The organism is Rhizobacter sp. P5_A1 (genome assembly GCF_056400745.1).
This window is the reverse complement of record NZ_JBFUKR010000050.1, coordinates 1-14,377: the sequence shown is the minus strand read 5'-3', so window position 1 is coordinate 14,377 and position 14,377 is coordinate 1. Positions and strand designations below refer to the sequence as shown.

The window sequence follows — 14,377 nt, the reverse complement described above, 5'->3', positions numbered from 1 at the left end:
GCGCCGCACCAGCCGCGCCGCCGGCAGCTCGGCGGCGGCCAGGCACAGGCGCAGGTCCCAGACCAGCGCGAGGCCGACGAACTGGCGCACCCAGTCGCGCAGCACCGGCAGCGATCGGCCGTCGGGGAAGAACGATTCGTACTGCGCCAGCGTCAGCGGGCCGATGCCGACACGAAACTTGTATTGCCGGTCCCAGACCTTCGAGCCGGCGACCGCGCTGCGGCCGAGCTGCGCGCTCGGCTCGGCGGCGTGCCCGAGGCCGAGGCGCGTGCGGTCCTGCGGGCGCAGGCGCATCCAGTGGCCGACGAACATCGTGACGCGCACCGGCATGCGCAGGTGCAGGCGCAGCAGCGCCTCCAGGCCCTCGGCGTTCTTCACGCCGCGGCTCAAGGTGCCGGCGTTGAAGCGCTTCGCGGTGTCGGGCACGCTGTCGCGGCCGCGGAACGGCGCCGGCGCGGTGCCGAACAGCGCGCCGAGCCACTTCGCGAACTGGTCGTCGTCCGGGCGGTCCGCATGCACGCAGGGCTGCGACTGCGCCCATGCGCGGTAGAACAGGCTCAGCACGCGGTGATGGAACAGGTCGGCGAAGCGCGCGAAGCCCGGGTCGGCGTGGTGGCGCTCGCGCTCGCGCGCGTACTCGGTCAGGTGCAGCGGCAGCGGCCCGTGCGGCCCGAACAGGCCGAGAAAGCGCACGCCCAGGCGCGGCGGCGCATGCGACTGCGGCGCGAACGACGAGAGCGCGGCGGGCGCGAAGTCGAGCTCCGGGTCCTGCCCGAGCCGCACCGGCTCGAGGCCGGCGCGCAGCGCGCGGCCCAGGCGCGGTGCCTGCGGCGTCAGCGTGTCGATGCGGCGCAGCGTGTGGAAGAAGTCGTGCGCATGCGGGGCCGCGGCGAGCGCATCGAACAGGCGCGCCAGCGCGGCCGCATCGGCGACCGCCTCGGGTGTCGCGTCGGCGGCCTTCATGCGAGTGCCTGTTCGCCGCAGCGTGCCGGCCAGCGCATCACCTCGCCGCGGTTCGGCGTGCGCAGCACCGCCTCGGTGAAGGTGTTGAGCGCGACGTGGCGCGCGAAGAAGCGCTCGAGCACGCAGCCGAGCAGGAACGGGCTGCTGCCCTGGAACGCGAGCTCGTCGACCTGGGTCGTGATCTCGACGCCGGTGCCGAAGGTCAGCGGCCCGGGGAAGGGCAGGCGGCGCACCACCTGGCGCGCGCTCAGGGCCTGCAGGCCCTCGACCTGCTTGTCCCAGCCGGCGTCCTGCACCGGGCCGTAGAGCGCGAGCAGGCTGCGCAATGCGGCGGCGGCGCGCACCGGGTCGTCGCCTGCGAACGACAGGTAGTTCAGCGACAGGTGGCTGACCAGCGCCCAGCCGACATCGCCCTGCGGCTGGCGGAACTGCGGCCGCGTCGGCCCGCGCAGGCAGCGCACTTTCGCGGTGGCGCCGGGCGCGTCGAGCCGCCAGCTCTCGGCGCCGGCCGAGCCGCCGGCGGGCAGGAAGGTCGGCAGGTCGCGGTTGCTGACCAGCGCGGTCAGCGCGAGCTGGCGCAGGTCTTCGCGGTACGGCGCCTGCCGCGCGTCGACCAGCGACAGGAACACCTCCTGCCCGATGTACGAGGAGCGCGGCCCCTGCTGCTTCTGCTTCGCCGACAGGATGCGCGATTCGCGGCGCAGCGTGTAGTACGCGGCGTGCGCGTGCGACTCGGTGTGCACGCTGCTGTACAGCGGCAGGAAGCGCTGCTCGGCGACCGCGCCGGTGCCGTAGCCGGTGCAGCTCTCGATGCCGTGCACCTCGAAGTCCATCGGCCGCGTGCGGTCGGGCACCGCGTGGTGCTCCCAGGCCGAGCCGGTCAGCGCGATGCGGTCCAGGCGCTTCGGGAACAGGTTGATCGCCGGCGTGCAGAACAGCGCCAGCGAGGCCGCCTCGACGAGCGGCTCGAGCGCCGCATCGGCGCGCCCGAACAGCAGCACGATCTCGGCCTCGCCGCCGGCGACGCGCGCCAGCCGCGCAGCCAGATCGTCGATGCGAAAGCCGAGAAAGCGCTGCGGCATCGCGGCGTATTCCTGCAGCAATCGGTAGCCGCTGAAGCCGCGCAAGGTGGTCGGGAGCAAGGCCTCGTCCTCGGCATAGCCGATCGGCTGCACGCTCGCGGCGCCGCGCCAGTTCGCGCTCGGCTGCGGCCCCTCGCTGCGCACCCAGCTGCCGACGCACGCGCCGAGCGCCAGCTCGTGCAGGCGGTAGGCCACGTCGTCGGGCGCGCTGATGTACAGCGGCAGCTGCTCGATCGGCAGCTGGTCGAAGGCGAACCCGCCGAGCGCGCGCAGCTTGATGCGCAGCCCCCCCTTGACGCGCGCCGCGGCGGGCAGGTGCGCGAGCGGCAGGTCCGGCGCGTGGCTGAAGAACTGCACGCTGCGGATCTCGATCGGCCAGAGCTGCACGTCGTGCGCGGTGCGGAACTCGCACAGCGTGTTCTGGCCGCGCGCGAGCTCGCTGTGCAGCGCGCTCGCGCGGCGCACCCAGGCGCCTTGCGCGAGGTTCGGGTCGGTGGCGTCGGGAACCAGCTGCGCGATCATCATCGACGGCACCGGCGCGAGGAAGTTCGGGTAGACGACCTCGAGCAGGTGCTGGATCAGGCGCGGGAACTCGGCGTCGAGCTTCAGCTGCACGCGCGCGGTGAGAAAGGCGAAGCCCTCGAGCAGCCGCTCGACGTACGGGTCGCTGACCTCGACGCCGTCCATCGCGAGCCGCGACGCGATCTTCGGGAACTCGCGCGCGAACTCGGCGCCGACCTCGCGCAGGTGGGTCAGCTCGTCGGAGTACAGGCGCAGCAGGCGAGGGTCCATGGCGTTCTAACGTTGCAGCGTCGCGCCGCTCGCGTCCTTGATCTCGACCTGGCCGGCCTCGAGATCGAGCTGCGTGCGCAGCAGCAGTTCGAGCGGCACCGGCTGCGCCCACAGGAAGCCGCGGATCTCGAACTCGATGATGTTGTGCGTGGCCATCACGCTGGCGAACTCGATCGCGCGCACCTCCAGCGTGTCGGCGAGGATGCGCGGCTCGAAGCGCAGGATCGCGCTGCGGATGCCCTGCTCGAGCAGGCCCACGTCGATGCGCGACGCAAGCTGGCCGGCCATCGGCGGCAGGCCGTAGTTCAGCACCGAATCGGCCGCCGCCGGGAAGCGCTCGGCCAGCGCGGCCAGCGGCTGGACCGCGTTGAGCAGCCACGACAGGTCGCGCAGCACCGCCTGGCGAATCTGCTGCTTGGTCATCACGCGCTGGTCGTCGGCCTCGGTGGCGATCGCGCGGTGGTCGTCGGTCAGGCGATCGAGCAGCGCCGGTTGGAGGCGGTCGTGAGCACTCATGATCAGAAGGCGAAGCGCGGGTGCTGGTCGGGCTTCAGCTTGCGGGCGCGGCCGTCGGCGGGCGAGAACTCGAAGACATCGCCTTCCCACTCGCCGAAGTCGATGCGCCAGTCGTTCAGCGAGCCGGCGTTGAAGAGCGACTGCGCAAGGCTGGGGATCTGCGCGTACATCTGCGTCGCGCGCGCCGCGATCACGCGGGCGCCGGACGTCAGCGCGATCTCGCCCATCAACCGCATGCCGTCGCCACCGACTGCCTTCGAGGCACGGTGCGTGTCAGCCGCGGCGCACGAGAACACGACGATGCGATTGACCAGCGGCGGCGCGCCGTTCAGCACCGCGGTGACACCGACGTTGCGCAGCGTCAGGTCCTCGTCGCAGAGCTGCAGGCCGAAGCCGCCCGACATGAAGCTGACAGCGCCGTCGAAGTCTTCGACAACGGCCTCGAAGCCGTGACAGCAGACGAGCAGGTCGTCGAGCCCACCGAGTTGCCGCGCGCGCGTTGCGACACGCCCGAACGCGTCACGAATCGGCGTGCGCACGCTGACCTGCATGACCTCGCCGATGTCGTCCGTCACCATCCCGGTGAGGCGGAAGTCAAGCAGCACCAGGCGCTTGGCCACGATCTGCCTCGCGGTCCATCAAGCGTCCTCTTCCAGCTCGTCGCTGAACGAGGTCGCGGCGCCGCGCTGCCCGGTGCGCTGCTGCGGGTGGTAGTCGATCTGGATCTTCTGGTAGGCGAACGCCACCGTTTCGTACAAGCCGCCGGAGGGACTCGACTGCAGCTCGCTGCCGACCACGCGCGCGCGTTCGAGCTTGACGGCGAAGAAGTCTTCGTCGTCGGTGCCGGCCTTGCGCAGGCTCAGCGTCACGCTGCGCAACTCCTCGTTGCTGGCGAGCGCGTTGATCAGCCTGGTGCTGCTCGCATCGACGTACTTGTCGACCCGCAGCAGGTCGTAGACGCGGCGCCCGGTGGCGCGCGCCGAGCCGGCCGCGGTCGGTGCGCTGACGGCCCAGCGCCACGCGATCACACCGATCTCGTCCTCGTGGCCGGGCGCGACCGCCTCGCCCTTCAGCGGTCCCTGCTTCTTGCCGACGACGGACAGATAGGCATCGGCGCTGCTGCCGAGATGAAGATCGGGATCGAGCATCGCGGTGTCCCTGTCAGCGACGGTAGCAGTACTGCTGCGCCATTTTTCGAGGTGGGCCGCACAGGGCGTGTACCAGGTCGGCGTGTCCGGTGACGTAAGGCCGTTCCATCAGCTTGCCGAACCAGTCCACCCTCTGCTGAAAACAGTAGATGTCGCAGCGGGCGTTCAGCGCCTCAAGCTGATACTGGACCTTGGCTATCGATGAGCGGCTCATGCCGCCGTGGAAGGGGTCGAACCGGCCATCGAGAAGCACTGGATGTCCGCGCTTGTGTGCCTGTTGCTGGTAGTGCGTCAAGTGCAGGCGCGTCACCGGGCCGCAGTAGCCGTCGACCACCAGCGACTCATACCCCGACGGCGGGTCGCCGCCCTCGTTCATGCCCGCGAGTTCGTAGAAGTAAAGCTGCAGCAGTGCCTGCACCAGCTTGACGTCGACACGATGGTTCCAGCCGGTACAGCCGATCGCATAGTCGATGTTGTAGAAGTGAATCTGCTCGCCGGACGAGGTCGTTCTGGGGGTGCGAAACGGCATGGCCTGCTCCTCGTGCCTGACGCGCGCTCAGCGTGTCTCGGTGGTCGAGACGTTCCAGCCGAACTTGATGGCCCCGCCCAGCTTGCCTTTGTCGTCCTGCGCCTTGTATTCGAACTCGATGTCGTCGTAGCTCAGGTGAACCTGCTCGCTGATGTCGCCGCCCGACATCGCGCTGGGCTTCACGGCGCTGACGAGCACCTGCTTCAGCGTGATCTTCAGAAAGTCGAGCTGGCCCTCGCCGGCCTTGCGGCAGGTGATCACGGCATCCTTGAAGTGCTTGCCCGATGCGCACGACTTGGCGAGCACCGGCGACGACTTGTCGTAGAGGTGGGCGAAGCTCAGCTCGCCGGGCTTGGCCTTGCCCTTGCCCGAGCCGCCACCGGCGCCGACGCTCGACTCGTTCATGACGTCCCAGTTCCACGACATCACGCCGATCTCGCCCTTGTGGTCCTTGTGCGTGGATTCGCCCTCGACACCGTCGAGCTTCAGATGGCAGTCGATACTCATGTTGATCTCTCCTTGGTTTGCGATGGATGCGGTTCAGGCGGTGCTCAGGCAGCCTTCTGCGACGGCAGCGTCGACACCAGCCGCAGCGACACGCTGAGGCCCTCGAGCTGGTAGTGCGGCCGCAGGAAGAACTTGCTGCTGTAGTAGCCCGGGTTGCCGGGGATCTCTTCGACGATGACCTCGGCGGCGGCGAGCGGCTTCTGCGCCTTGGTCGTCTGCGACGAATTGGCCGGGTCGCCGTCGACGTAGTTCATGATCCATTTGTTGAGCCACTTCTCCATGTCGGCGCGCTCCTTGAACGAGCCGACCTTGTCGCGCACCATGCACTTCAGGTAGTGCGCGAAGCGGCAGCAGGCGAACAGGTAGGGCAGGCGCGCCGCGAGATTCGCGTTGCTGGTTGCGTCGGGGTCGTCGTACTCGGCGGGCTTCTGCAGCGACTGCGCGCCGATGAAGGCCGCGAAGTCGGAGTTCTTGCGGTGGATCAGCGGCATGAAGCCGTTCTTCGCGAGTTCGGCCTCGCGCCGGTCGCTGATCGCGATCTCGGTCGGGCACTTCATGTCGACGCCGCCGTCGTCGGTCGGGAAGGTGTGCGTGGGCAAGCCTTCGACGGCGCCGCCCGACTCGATGCCGCGGATCTGCGAGCACCAGCCGTACATCTTGAACGAGCGGTTGATGTTGACCGCCATCGGGTAGGCGGCGTTCGCCCACGCGTACTTGGCGTGGTCGGCCCCGGCGGTGTCTTCCTCGAAGTTGAAGGCCTCGACCGGGTTCGTCTTCGCGCCGTACGGCGTGCGCGCGAGGAAGCGCGGCATCGCCAGGCCGATGTACTTGGCGTCGTCCGAGTCGCGCAGCGAACGCCAGGCGGCGTACTCGGGCGTCAGGAAGATCTTGCTCAGGTCACGCGGGTTCGCGAGCTCCTGCCACGAGCCCATCTGCATCAGCGTCGGGCTGCCGCCGGAGATGAACGGCGCATGCGCGGACGCCGCGATCTTCGCCATCTCGCCGAGCAACTCGACATCGGGCGGGCTCTGGTCGAAGTAGTAGTCGCCCATCAGGCAACCGAACGGTTGCCCGCCGAACTGACCGTACTCTTCTTCGTAGATGCGCTTGAACACCGGGCTCTGATCCCACGCGGTGCCCTTGTAGCGCTTCAGCGTCTTCGCGAGGTCGCCCTTGGAGACGTTCATCACGCGGATCTTCAGCATCTCGTCGGTTTCGGTGTTGTTGACGAGGTGGCTCAGGCCGCGCCAGGCGCTTTCGAGGCGCTGGAAGTCGACGTGGTGCAGGATCAGGTTGATCTGCTCGGTGAGCTTGCGGTCGAGCTCGGCGATCATCGACTCGATCGAGACGATCACGTCGCTGCCGATCAGCTTGGTCTGCGACAGCGCCTGCTGCGCCAGGGTCAGCACGGCCGATTCGACGGCCGACTTGGCCTCGTCGCTCTTCGGCTTGAACTCCTTGTTCAGCAGCGCCGCGAAGTCGCCGCCCTGGTATTCGACGCCGATCAGGGCGGACGCGGGGATGAATGCTTCGGCCATGGTGTGTGCTCCTCGGGTGCGTGGTCAGGCGGCGGCCGGCTTGCTCGCGGCCGCGAGGCTGCCGAGCAGCGCCGGGTCGGCGAGCACCTTGGACATCAGCTCCTCGGCGCCGGTCTTGCCGTCCATGTAGGTGATCAGGTTCGACAGCTGCTGGCGCGCCTCGAGCAGCTTCGACAACGCGTCGACCTTGCGCGCGATCGCCGCGGGCGAGAAGTCGTCCATGCTCTCGAAGGTGATGTCGACCGCGACGTTGCCTTCGCCGGTCAGCGTGTTGGGCACCTGGAACGCGGCGCGCGGCTTCATCGCCTTCATGCGCGAGTCGAAGTTGTCGACGTCGATCTCGAGAAACTTGCGGTCGGCCACCGGCGGCAGCGCCTCGCTCGGCTTGCCCGACAGGTCGGACAGCACGCCCATCACGAAAGGCAGCTGCACCTTCTTCTCGGCGCCGTAGAGCTCGACGTCGTATTCGATCTGCACGCGCGGCGCGCGGTTGCGGGCGATGAACTTCTGACTGCTGGTGGCCATGGCGGAGATCCTTTCGGGGCTCGGTGGAGAAGCGGTTCGGCGTGCGTTTGCGTGTGCGTGCGGCGTCAGGCGCTTTCGACGCCGGCGATGCGTTCGACCTCCTTGAGCCCGTCGGGCGCAAGGTCGCGGATGATGTCGATGAAGCTCTTGGTCATCAGGCGCTGCGCCCGGCGGATCAGCAGCGGCGCGGGGTTCGTCGGTTCGTGGCGCTCGATCCATTCGCAGACGCGTTCGAGCGCCTTGATCGCGTCGTCGCGGCCGGCGATCGCGCCGGTCGCGGCGCCCGGTGTCGTCGTCGGGGCGGGCGCCGCGCTGCCGTCGGCGGCGGCCTCGGCGCTCTCGCCACGCGCCTGGCGCGCCGCCTGCGCGATGCACTGGGTCAACGCGCGCAGCCCGCGCAGATCCGGGCCCTCGGAGGCGCCGGCGCGCTGGTCGATCACGGCCTCGATCGCGCGCACCGCGGCGTCGGCGGCGATCAGTTCATCGAGCGCGCCGGGCACCTGCGCGGCGGCGTCGCCGAGCGCCTGCTCGACACCGGCGGCGCTCGGCACCGATTCGCCCGGACCCGGTTCGGCCTTTCCGAGCGCGAGCTCGATCTGGCGCATCGTCAGGCCGCCGCGCTGCGTGCCGATCGCGGCCGCGCGCAGGTCGGCAAGCACCGGGCCGGCATCGGCCAGCGGCGCCAGCGCGTTCAGGCGCATCGTCGCGTCGTGGCTGCCGTCGCCGACCTCGACCATCGGGTGCACGTGCTCCCAGTGCCGTTCGAGCAGGCCGCGCACGACCTGGATCGCCGACGCGAAGCCGCTGCTGCCGTTCAGGCGCGTCGCGGCGCGCAGCAGCTGCATCGCGACGCGCAGGTCGCGGGTGCGCGCGAACAGCGCGATCGACTGCGCACGCATCTCGCGCCAGTCGGGCTCCTGCGCCGCGATCAGCGTATCGCCGAACTGCTGCTCGGGCTTGCCGCGCGACGCATCCTCGAGCGCGAGGAACGCCGGGTCGTATTCCAGGTCGTCGCCACACGGCGCGGTGTCGTTCACCGGTGCCAGCAGGGCGTCAACGTCGATGTCGGCCATGTGCGTGGGTCTCGCGCGGTTGAAAGGTGGTCGGGCTCGATCTCGTCAACAGATGCGGCCTTCGCGTGTGCTTGCACTGTAGGCAGCGCAGGCACGCGCGACAGCTGCCGAAAGTCACATCGCTTAGAACCCGGCGCACTCGCTCGCATCGCGCTCGTTCAGGCAACTCGTCAGCTGCGGCTGGTTGCGCACGCGCGCCCACTCGATGGTCAGTGGCGGTGCGCCCGGCGCGTCGGGCTCGCGCACGTCGCTGAGGAACGACGCGGCGGTGCAGATGTTGGGCAGCGAGAAGTTGATGCCGTAGAGGTCGGAGCGCTGGCGTTCGGTGAAGCCCGCGAAGTCGAACGTGCGTTCGGCGCCGAGCGCGACCGCCGTCGGCGCGCCGATGTCGAGCACGCCCGGCGTGTAGGCGAGCCGATAGCCGTTGCGCGCGGCCAGCGTGCCGGCGTCGATCGGGTAGGCCTGCACCGGGCTGGTCGCGGTCGCCGTGGTGCTCGGCGCGCCGCTCAGCACCTCGGCCAGCGGGTCGGCGTTGACGAGCCCGCTCGCGGCATAGGTCAGCGGCGGCAGCGGCTGGTGCCACAGCGCGGCCTGGTTGTCGGCCGCGACCGCGAGCGTCGGCCGGTCGCGGTACAGGAAGCGGTCGCCGGCCGCGGGAATCGGGGCCCCCGAGAGGCTGCAGCTCGCGCTGTCGCCGAACGCACAACCGTACAGGTTGGCCGCCGGCGCCGTGCCGGCGAGGCCGCCGCGTGCGCTGCCCTGCCAGGTCTGCGACCAGATGCGCCAGGCGCCGCCGGCGCCGTTCGCCAGCGCCGCGCTCGACGGGTTCTGGAACAGGTTCGCCGCGACCAGGTCGAGCTGCGAGCCCGCGGTCGTCAGCGCGATCGGCTGCGCCAGCACGAGGTCGGCATCGAGCGACTGCAGCAGCGCGCGATCGCCGGCGCGGCTGCCGGTGATCGCGGCGGTCGTGAACACGTCGGCGGCGTTGTCGAACCCCGCGGCCGCGGCGCTGCCGATCGTCAGCGTCCCTTGCGTGCGCACGGTCAGCGCGCGCGGCGCATCGAAGGCCAGCGTGCCGATGCGGTTGCCGGCATTCGACAGATCGACGCTGCTGGCCGACGCGGCGCGAAGCAGCAGCTGGTTCACCGCCACGGCGGCGGTCTGCGTGATGTCGCCCGCGCTCAGCAGCCCGAGCGTGTCGGCGCTGAGCGCGGCACCCAGCGCGATGCCGCCCGAGCCGGCCGCCTCGTTCTGCAGGCTCAGGCGCAGCGCCGTACTGCCGACCGGCGCCGCGTCGGCCAGCGTGATGCGACCGCTCTGCAGGCGCGAGCCGATCACGACGCCGGCATCGGCGTCGACACCGGCCGCGCTCGCGCCGACCGGCGTCAGCCACGCCGTGTCGACGATGAAGTTGGTCGGCGGCGATGTCGCGAAGCTCGGTGTGCTGCCGATGTAGATCGGCGTCGCGGTGTCTTCGACGGTGTTGCCGCTGGCATCGACACCGAGCGGGCGCAGGTTCAGGTGGCCGTGCGTCAGCACGCGCGGTGCGGCGCCGGGGCCGAGGTCGAACGCGTTCGCCGCGCCCGCGGCGGCCTTCGCGCCGATCACGATGTCGGCGCCGCTGAAGGCGTTCGCGCCCGAAGCGCCGCGGACCTCGAAGCCGCCGCCGTCGAGGCTGAAGCGCACGCCCGCGGCGCTGCCGCCGGTCGTCTGCCCAGCGATGACGATGCGGCCGCCGGCGTTGTCCGCGCTGCCGACGAGCAGGCCATCGAGCACGAGGCCGCCGCTGCCGCCGCGGCCGGCCAGGTACAGCGAGCCGCTGCCGGTGAGCAGCTGCGTCGGGCTCGCGACCGTGACGCCGAACGAGCCGTTGCTCGCGATGCTGCCGGCCGGGTCGGCGATGCCGCGCACGTCGATCGTGCCGCTGCCGGTCGCGATCTGCGTGCCGGCGTTGAACTGCACGCCGCTGCTGTCGCCGCTGCGCCCGAGGATGCCGACGTGGTTGGCGTCGATGCGCGTGTTCGCGAGGCGCACGCCGGGCGTGTCGTAGCCCGAACCGATGTAGCCCTGCCCGCGCAGGCTCACGTCGCCGGCGGCGCCGCCGCCGCGCGCGTCGATCGTCACGCCGTCGAGGTCGACGCCGGCGTCGTAGAGCGCGCTGCCGCGTGCGTAGCCGCTGGCGGGGTCGACGCCGCCGCCGAGCGCGACGTTGCCGCCGCGCGTGGCGATGCTTGTGTTGCCGCCGGTGCTGCGGATGCCGCCGAAGCCGCTGCCGTCGGTGTCGGCCGTCAGCGTGACGTTGAGCGGGCCGGCGCTCGACGCGATGCGCGAACCTGCGCTCAGCACGACCGCGTTCGCGGCCGCCAGCGTCAGCGTGACCGGTGCGCTGCCGGCGCTGCGCTGCACCGCGACATCGGCCAGCAGCGTGATCGTGCCGCTGTTCGGCGGGCCGCCGCTGCCGGTGCCGACGAACACGTCCGTGCCGGTGTCGAGCGCGTTGCCGAGGTCGGCGGCGCGCAGGTTCGCGCCCGGCGCGGTCGGCGTGAAGCTGTCGACCGCGGTCGGCGCGGCGTTGCTGATCGTCACGTCGTACGGGTCGATGCGCCACTGGCCCGCGCTCGCGCCGCCCTGGCCCGAGGCGCCGACGCGCGCGCTGGCGATGTTCAGCGCCGCCGCCGAGGTCTCGATGCTGCCGCCGCGGTGGCCGCTGCCGAGGCCGGTCGCCTCGAAGCGCCCGCCGATGCTCGCGACGCCGTAGTCGGTGCCGGCCACGGGCGTGGCCGGCGGGGTCGGGTTGAAGTAGGTGGCCAACGCGCTGATGCGCCCGCCGTCGCCGGCCGTGGTCGCATTCGCGCGCAGCACGGCGGTGTCGGCGATCTGCAGCAGGCGCGTGCCGCTGTCGCCGAGCGTGATGTTGCCGCCGCCGGCGGCGCCGCTGGCGTCGAGCAGCGCGGTGGTGGCGAGCGTGCCGAGCGATTGCGCGCCGATGTACTGCGCCGCGATGCCGATGCTGCCGCCGGTCGCGGCGGCGTTCGAGCCGCGCGCGTCGAGCGTGCCGCTGAAGGCGACCTCGGCGAGCCCGCCGGCGGCGCGCAGGTCGATGCGCGAGGTCGGCTGCGCGGTCTCGTTGCGCGCCGACAGCGTGCCGTCGGCGATCACCGCCGCGAGGCCCGCCGGGAAGGTCAGGAAGCCGCTGTCGAACGAGCCGCTGGCGAGCGTCGGCTGCGACACCGCTTCGAGCGTCACCGAGCCGCCGGGGTTCGTGATGCTCGAGTTCGCACCGGTGATGACCGCGACCGCGCGCGGCGCGGCGCCGATGTTCGACAAGGTCACGAAGCCGCTCGCACCGACCGGCAGCGCGACAGTGGCCGAATCGCCTGCCGCGAGGTGCACGCGCCCGGCCTGCGCGGCGATGTTGCCGGCATGCGTGACCGAGCCGATGAACGGGAACAGGGCCGGTGTCAGCTGCGCGATCTGGTTCTGGTTGAAGCCGAGCGCGTAGTTGCCGACCAGCAGCACTTCGCCGCCCGGCGCGGCCTGGATCTGCGGCTGGGTGCCGCTGGCCGGCAGCACGTAGATCGCGCTCGCTGCGCCGGCGGCGAGGTTGACGCTGCCGGCGGTCAGGAACGCGGTGGTCGCGGCCGGCAGGTTGCCGTCGACGAGGTCGAGCGTCGACGCGAGCAGGCCGCCGACGTTCACACGCGCGTCGGGCCCGAACAGGATGCCCGCGGTGTTGATCAGGAAGACCCGGCCGTTCGCGTTCAGCGTGCCTTCGATGAAGCTCGCCACCGGCAGCTTGGAGTCGAGCACGCGGTTCAGCAGCACGCTTTGCGCGCTGGGCTGCGCGACCTGCACCGTGGCATCGCGGCCGATGCTGAAGCTGCTCCAGTCGATGACCGCGCGCGGCGTGGTCTGCGTGATCGTCTGCGTCGACGTGCCGGCGTTCGTCGACACCGTGGCGGCGCCGGCGCGCAAGGTCGGCGTCGACGGCAGGGTCGTCGCCGGAACGTACTGCGCGCACGCGGCGCCGTGACCGGCGAGCGCGCCGATCGCGGCAACGAGCGGAAGAAGGCGAGGGCGCGGATTGCGACGAGTCGATCGAGGCGATGTGGCGGTCATGACAAGACTCCTCAGAACGGCCGCTGCAGTTGCACGTACAGCCGCGGGCTGTCGTTGCCGCTCTCCGACTGCGGGCGCTCGCGGCCGCGCCAGGCCAGCGTGGCCTTCAGCGTGAACAGCCGCGGATCGTTGAAGTACACGCCGATGCCGACGCCGTCGAGCACGCGCGTGTTGTCGGCACCTTCGTCGGGGCGCTTGCGCAAGCGTCCCTTGGCCCAGTCGTACAGGCCGAACACGGTCCACGACGGGTTGACGAAACAGCGCAGCTCGGTGCTGACGATCACGCCTTCGTCGGAGGGCGCCTCGGCCGTCGGGTACGCGCGCACCGCGCGCGCGCCGCCGAGCGTGAGCTTCTCGGCGCCGTCGAGGTTCTTGCTCGCCCACTGGCCGGTCAGGCCGGCGTACAGCAGCACGCGTTCGCTGAGCGACTGCAGGCGCGAGAGCTGCACGTTCAGCTTGCCGAAGCCGCCGTGCGTGGCCTGGTCGCCGAGTGCGGCATCTTCGGCGCGGACGTTCTCGGTCTCGATGCGCAGCCTGCCGACCTGCGCCTGCAACGAGGCGCCGCTGAAGCCGCCGCCCCACAGCGTGTCGCGATCCTCGAACGCGGCGCTGGCCACGAGGTTGCGGATGCGCTTGTCGGTGCGCAGCGCGAGCGCGTCGAAACGATCCTCGAGCGCCTTGTCTTCGACCCCCAGCCGCACGATCAGGTTGCGGCCGCGCGAGCGGATCAGCGGGTACGAGACGCCGGCGTCCCGGACGGTCGCCATGCCGTTGGCCTGCAGCGCGCTGAAGCTGCCGCCGAGCGCGTACTCGACGCGCGAGACGCCGATCGATGCGCGCCACGGCGTGTACCCCAGCGGCGCTTCGTAGGCCAGGCGGCCGAGGGTGAGGCCGGCGCGTTCGGAGACGAGCAGCCGCAGGTCGAGGTTGTCGCCGATGCGCAGCGGATCGTTCCAGCGCAGCAGCGCGCCGAGCCGGTCGGTGCCGGTCGACCGGCTGCCGTGGTTGTCGAAATCGAGCGCCATGTCCCAGGCGCGGCGCGCCTCGGTCTCGACGACGAGGTCGAACACGCCTTCGTCGCCCGAGGGCGCGAGCGTGGCCTTCGCACCGGTGCCGGGCAGGTCGTTGAGCGAGAACATCGCGCGGTCGAGCTGCTTCAGGTTCAGCGGCCGGCCCGCCTGCACGCCGGCATGCGCCATCAGGCCGCGGGCACGCGCCTCGCCGATCGGCGGCTCGCTGCCCTGCACGAGCGTGACGCGGCCGAAGCGCGGCTCGACGATCGCGACATTCAGCGTGCCCTGCGTCAGGTTCTGCGACGGCAGCGCGATCGCGACCAGCCCGAAGCCGCGATCGACATAGAGCTGCTGCAGCGCCTTCGCGAACGCTGCGAGATCGGCCGCCTCGACGCGCCGGTTCAGGTACGGCGCCGCGACCGCCTGCAGCTCGGCCGCGCCGATCGCCTCGGTCGGCGTGAAGCGCACTTCCTTCAGCTCGAAGCCCTGCAGGCCGCCGACCTGCGGTGCCGGCGCCGGCGCACGAAACGGCGCCGCCGGCGGCGCGCTGGCCGCGGGCGCCAGCGCGGGCG

At 71.1% G+C, this 14,377-nt stretch carries 12 protein-coding genes; all 12 read right to left on the bottom strand.

The genetic code is table 11. The features are described 5' to 3' along the window. On the bottom strand, positions 1 to 963 hold a 963-nt coding region (gene tssG / locus AC1DTW_RS27450), incomplete at its 3' end, for a type VI secretion system baseplate subunit TssG (protein ID WP_477985098.1). After that, complete coding sequence (tssF, locus tag AC1DTW_RS27445) at positions 960 to 2,837, bottom strand: type VI secretion system baseplate subunit TssF (RefSeq protein WP_477985096.1); 1,878 nt, start codon at positions 2,835 to 2,837, stop codon at positions 960 to 962. The genes tssF and tssG, both read right to left, overlap by 4 nt. Positions 2,838 to 2,843: 6 nt before the next feature. Further along, entirely contained in the window at positions 2,844 to 3,353 is a 510-nt protein-coding gene (gene tssE / locus AC1DTW_RS27440; protein ID WP_477985094.1) for a type VI secretion system baseplate subunit TssE, read from the bottom strand. A 2-nt stretch (positions 3,354 to 3,355) separates the two neighbouring features. After that, the gene (locus AC1DTW_RS27435; protein WP_477985092.1) at positions 3,356 to 3,973 is read right to left on the bottom strand and encodes a hypothetical protein; all 618 of its coding nucleotides are present in this window, start codon (positions 3,971 to 3,973) and stop codon (positions 3,356 to 3,358) included. Positions 3,974 to 3,991: 18 nt separating this feature from the next. Then, positions 3,992 to 4,501 carry an Hcp family type VI secretion system effector gene (locus AC1DTW_RS27430; protein ID WP_477985090.1) on the bottom strand — a complete coding sequence of 170 codons (510 nt, stop codon included), beginning with the start codon at positions 4,499 to 4,501 and terminating at the stop codon, positions 3,992 to 3,994. A gap of 13 nt (positions 4,502 to 4,514) precedes the next feature. Then, positions 4,515 to 5,030: a peptidoglycan-binding domain-containing protein gene (locus tag AC1DTW_RS27425; RefSeq protein ID WP_477985089.1), complete on the bottom strand. Its 516-nt coding sequence runs from the start codon at positions 5,028 to 5,030 to the stop codon at positions 4,515 to 4,517. Positions 5,031 to 5,057: 27 nt separating this feature from the next. Then, on the bottom strand, positions 5,058 to 5,537 hold the full coding sequence (locus tag AC1DTW_RS27420) for an Hcp family type VI secretion system effector (protein WP_477985086.1): 480 nt from the start codon (positions 5,535 to 5,537) through the stop codon (positions 5,058 to 5,060). 44 nt (positions 5,538 to 5,581) lie between these two features. Continuing rightward, positions 5,582 to 7,075 (bottom strand): type VI secretion system contractile sheath large subunit, encoded by a 1,494-nt coding sequence (gene tssC / locus AC1DTW_RS27415; protein ID WP_477985084.1) that lies wholly within the window; start codon positions 7,073 to 7,075, stop codon positions 5,582 to 5,584. Positions 7,076 to 7,099: 24 nt separating this feature from the next. Further along, complete coding sequence (gene tssB / locus AC1DTW_RS27410) at positions 7,100 to 7,600, bottom strand: type VI secretion system contractile sheath small subunit (protein WP_477985082.1); 501 nt, start codon at positions 7,598 to 7,600, stop codon at positions 7,100 to 7,102. Positions 7,601 to 7,665: 65 nt separating this feature from the next. Continuing rightward, positions 7,666 to 8,673: a type VI secretion system protein TssA gene (gene tssA, locus AC1DTW_RS27405; protein WP_477985080.1), complete on the bottom strand. Its 1,008-nt coding sequence runs from the start codon at positions 8,671 to 8,673 to the stop codon at positions 7,666 to 7,668. A gap of 123 nt (positions 8,674 to 8,796) precedes the next feature. Next, positions 8,797 to 12,792, bottom strand: a complete 3,996-nt coding sequence (locus AC1DTW_RS27400) for a two-partner secretion domain-containing protein (protein WP_477985078.1) — start codon at positions 12,790 to 12,792, stop codon at positions 8,797 to 8,799. 11 nt (positions 12,793 to 12,803) lie between these two features. Beyond that, positions 12,804 to 14,377 (bottom strand): ShlB/FhaC/HecB family hemolysin secretion/activation protein (locus AC1DTW_RS27395; RefSeq protein ID WP_477985076.1); only part of this gene is annotated, 1,574 nt, incomplete at its 5' end.

Coding starts and splice junctions, on each gene's coding strand:
- AC1DTW_RS27425 (WP_477985089.1), bottom strand. CDS start 5,030: ATGCCGTTTCGCACCCCCAGAACGACCTCGTCCGGCGAGCAGATTCAC.
- AC1DTW_RS27400 (WP_477985078.1), bottom strand. CDS start 12,792: ATGACCGCCACATCGCCTCGATCGACTCGTCGCAATCCGCGCCCTCGC.
- AC1DTW_RS27430 (WP_477985090.1), bottom strand. CDS start 4,501: ATGCTCGATCCCGATCTTCATCTCGGCAGCAGCGCCGATGCCTATCTG.
- AC1DTW_RS27420 (WP_477985086.1), bottom strand. CDS start 5,537: ATGAGTATCGACTGCCATCTGAAGCTCGACGGTGTCGAGGGCGAATCC.
- tssF (WP_477985096.1), bottom strand. CDS start 2,837: ATGGACCCTCGCCTGCTGCGCCTGTACTCCGACGAGCTGACCCACCTG.
- tssA (WP_477985080.1), bottom strand. CDS start 8,673: ATGGCCGACATCGACGTTGACGCCCTGCTGGCACCGGTGAACGACACC.
- tssB (WP_477985082.1), bottom strand. CDS start 7,600: ATGGCCACCAGCAGTCAGAAGTTCATCGCCCGCAACCGCGCGCCGCGC.
- tssE (WP_477985094.1), bottom strand. CDS start 3,353: ATGAGTGCTCACGACCGCCTCCAACCGGCGCTGCTCGATCGCCTGACC.
- tssC (WP_477985084.1), bottom strand. CDS start 7,075: ATGGCCGAAGCATTCATCCCCGCGTCCGCCCTGATCGGCGTCGAATAC.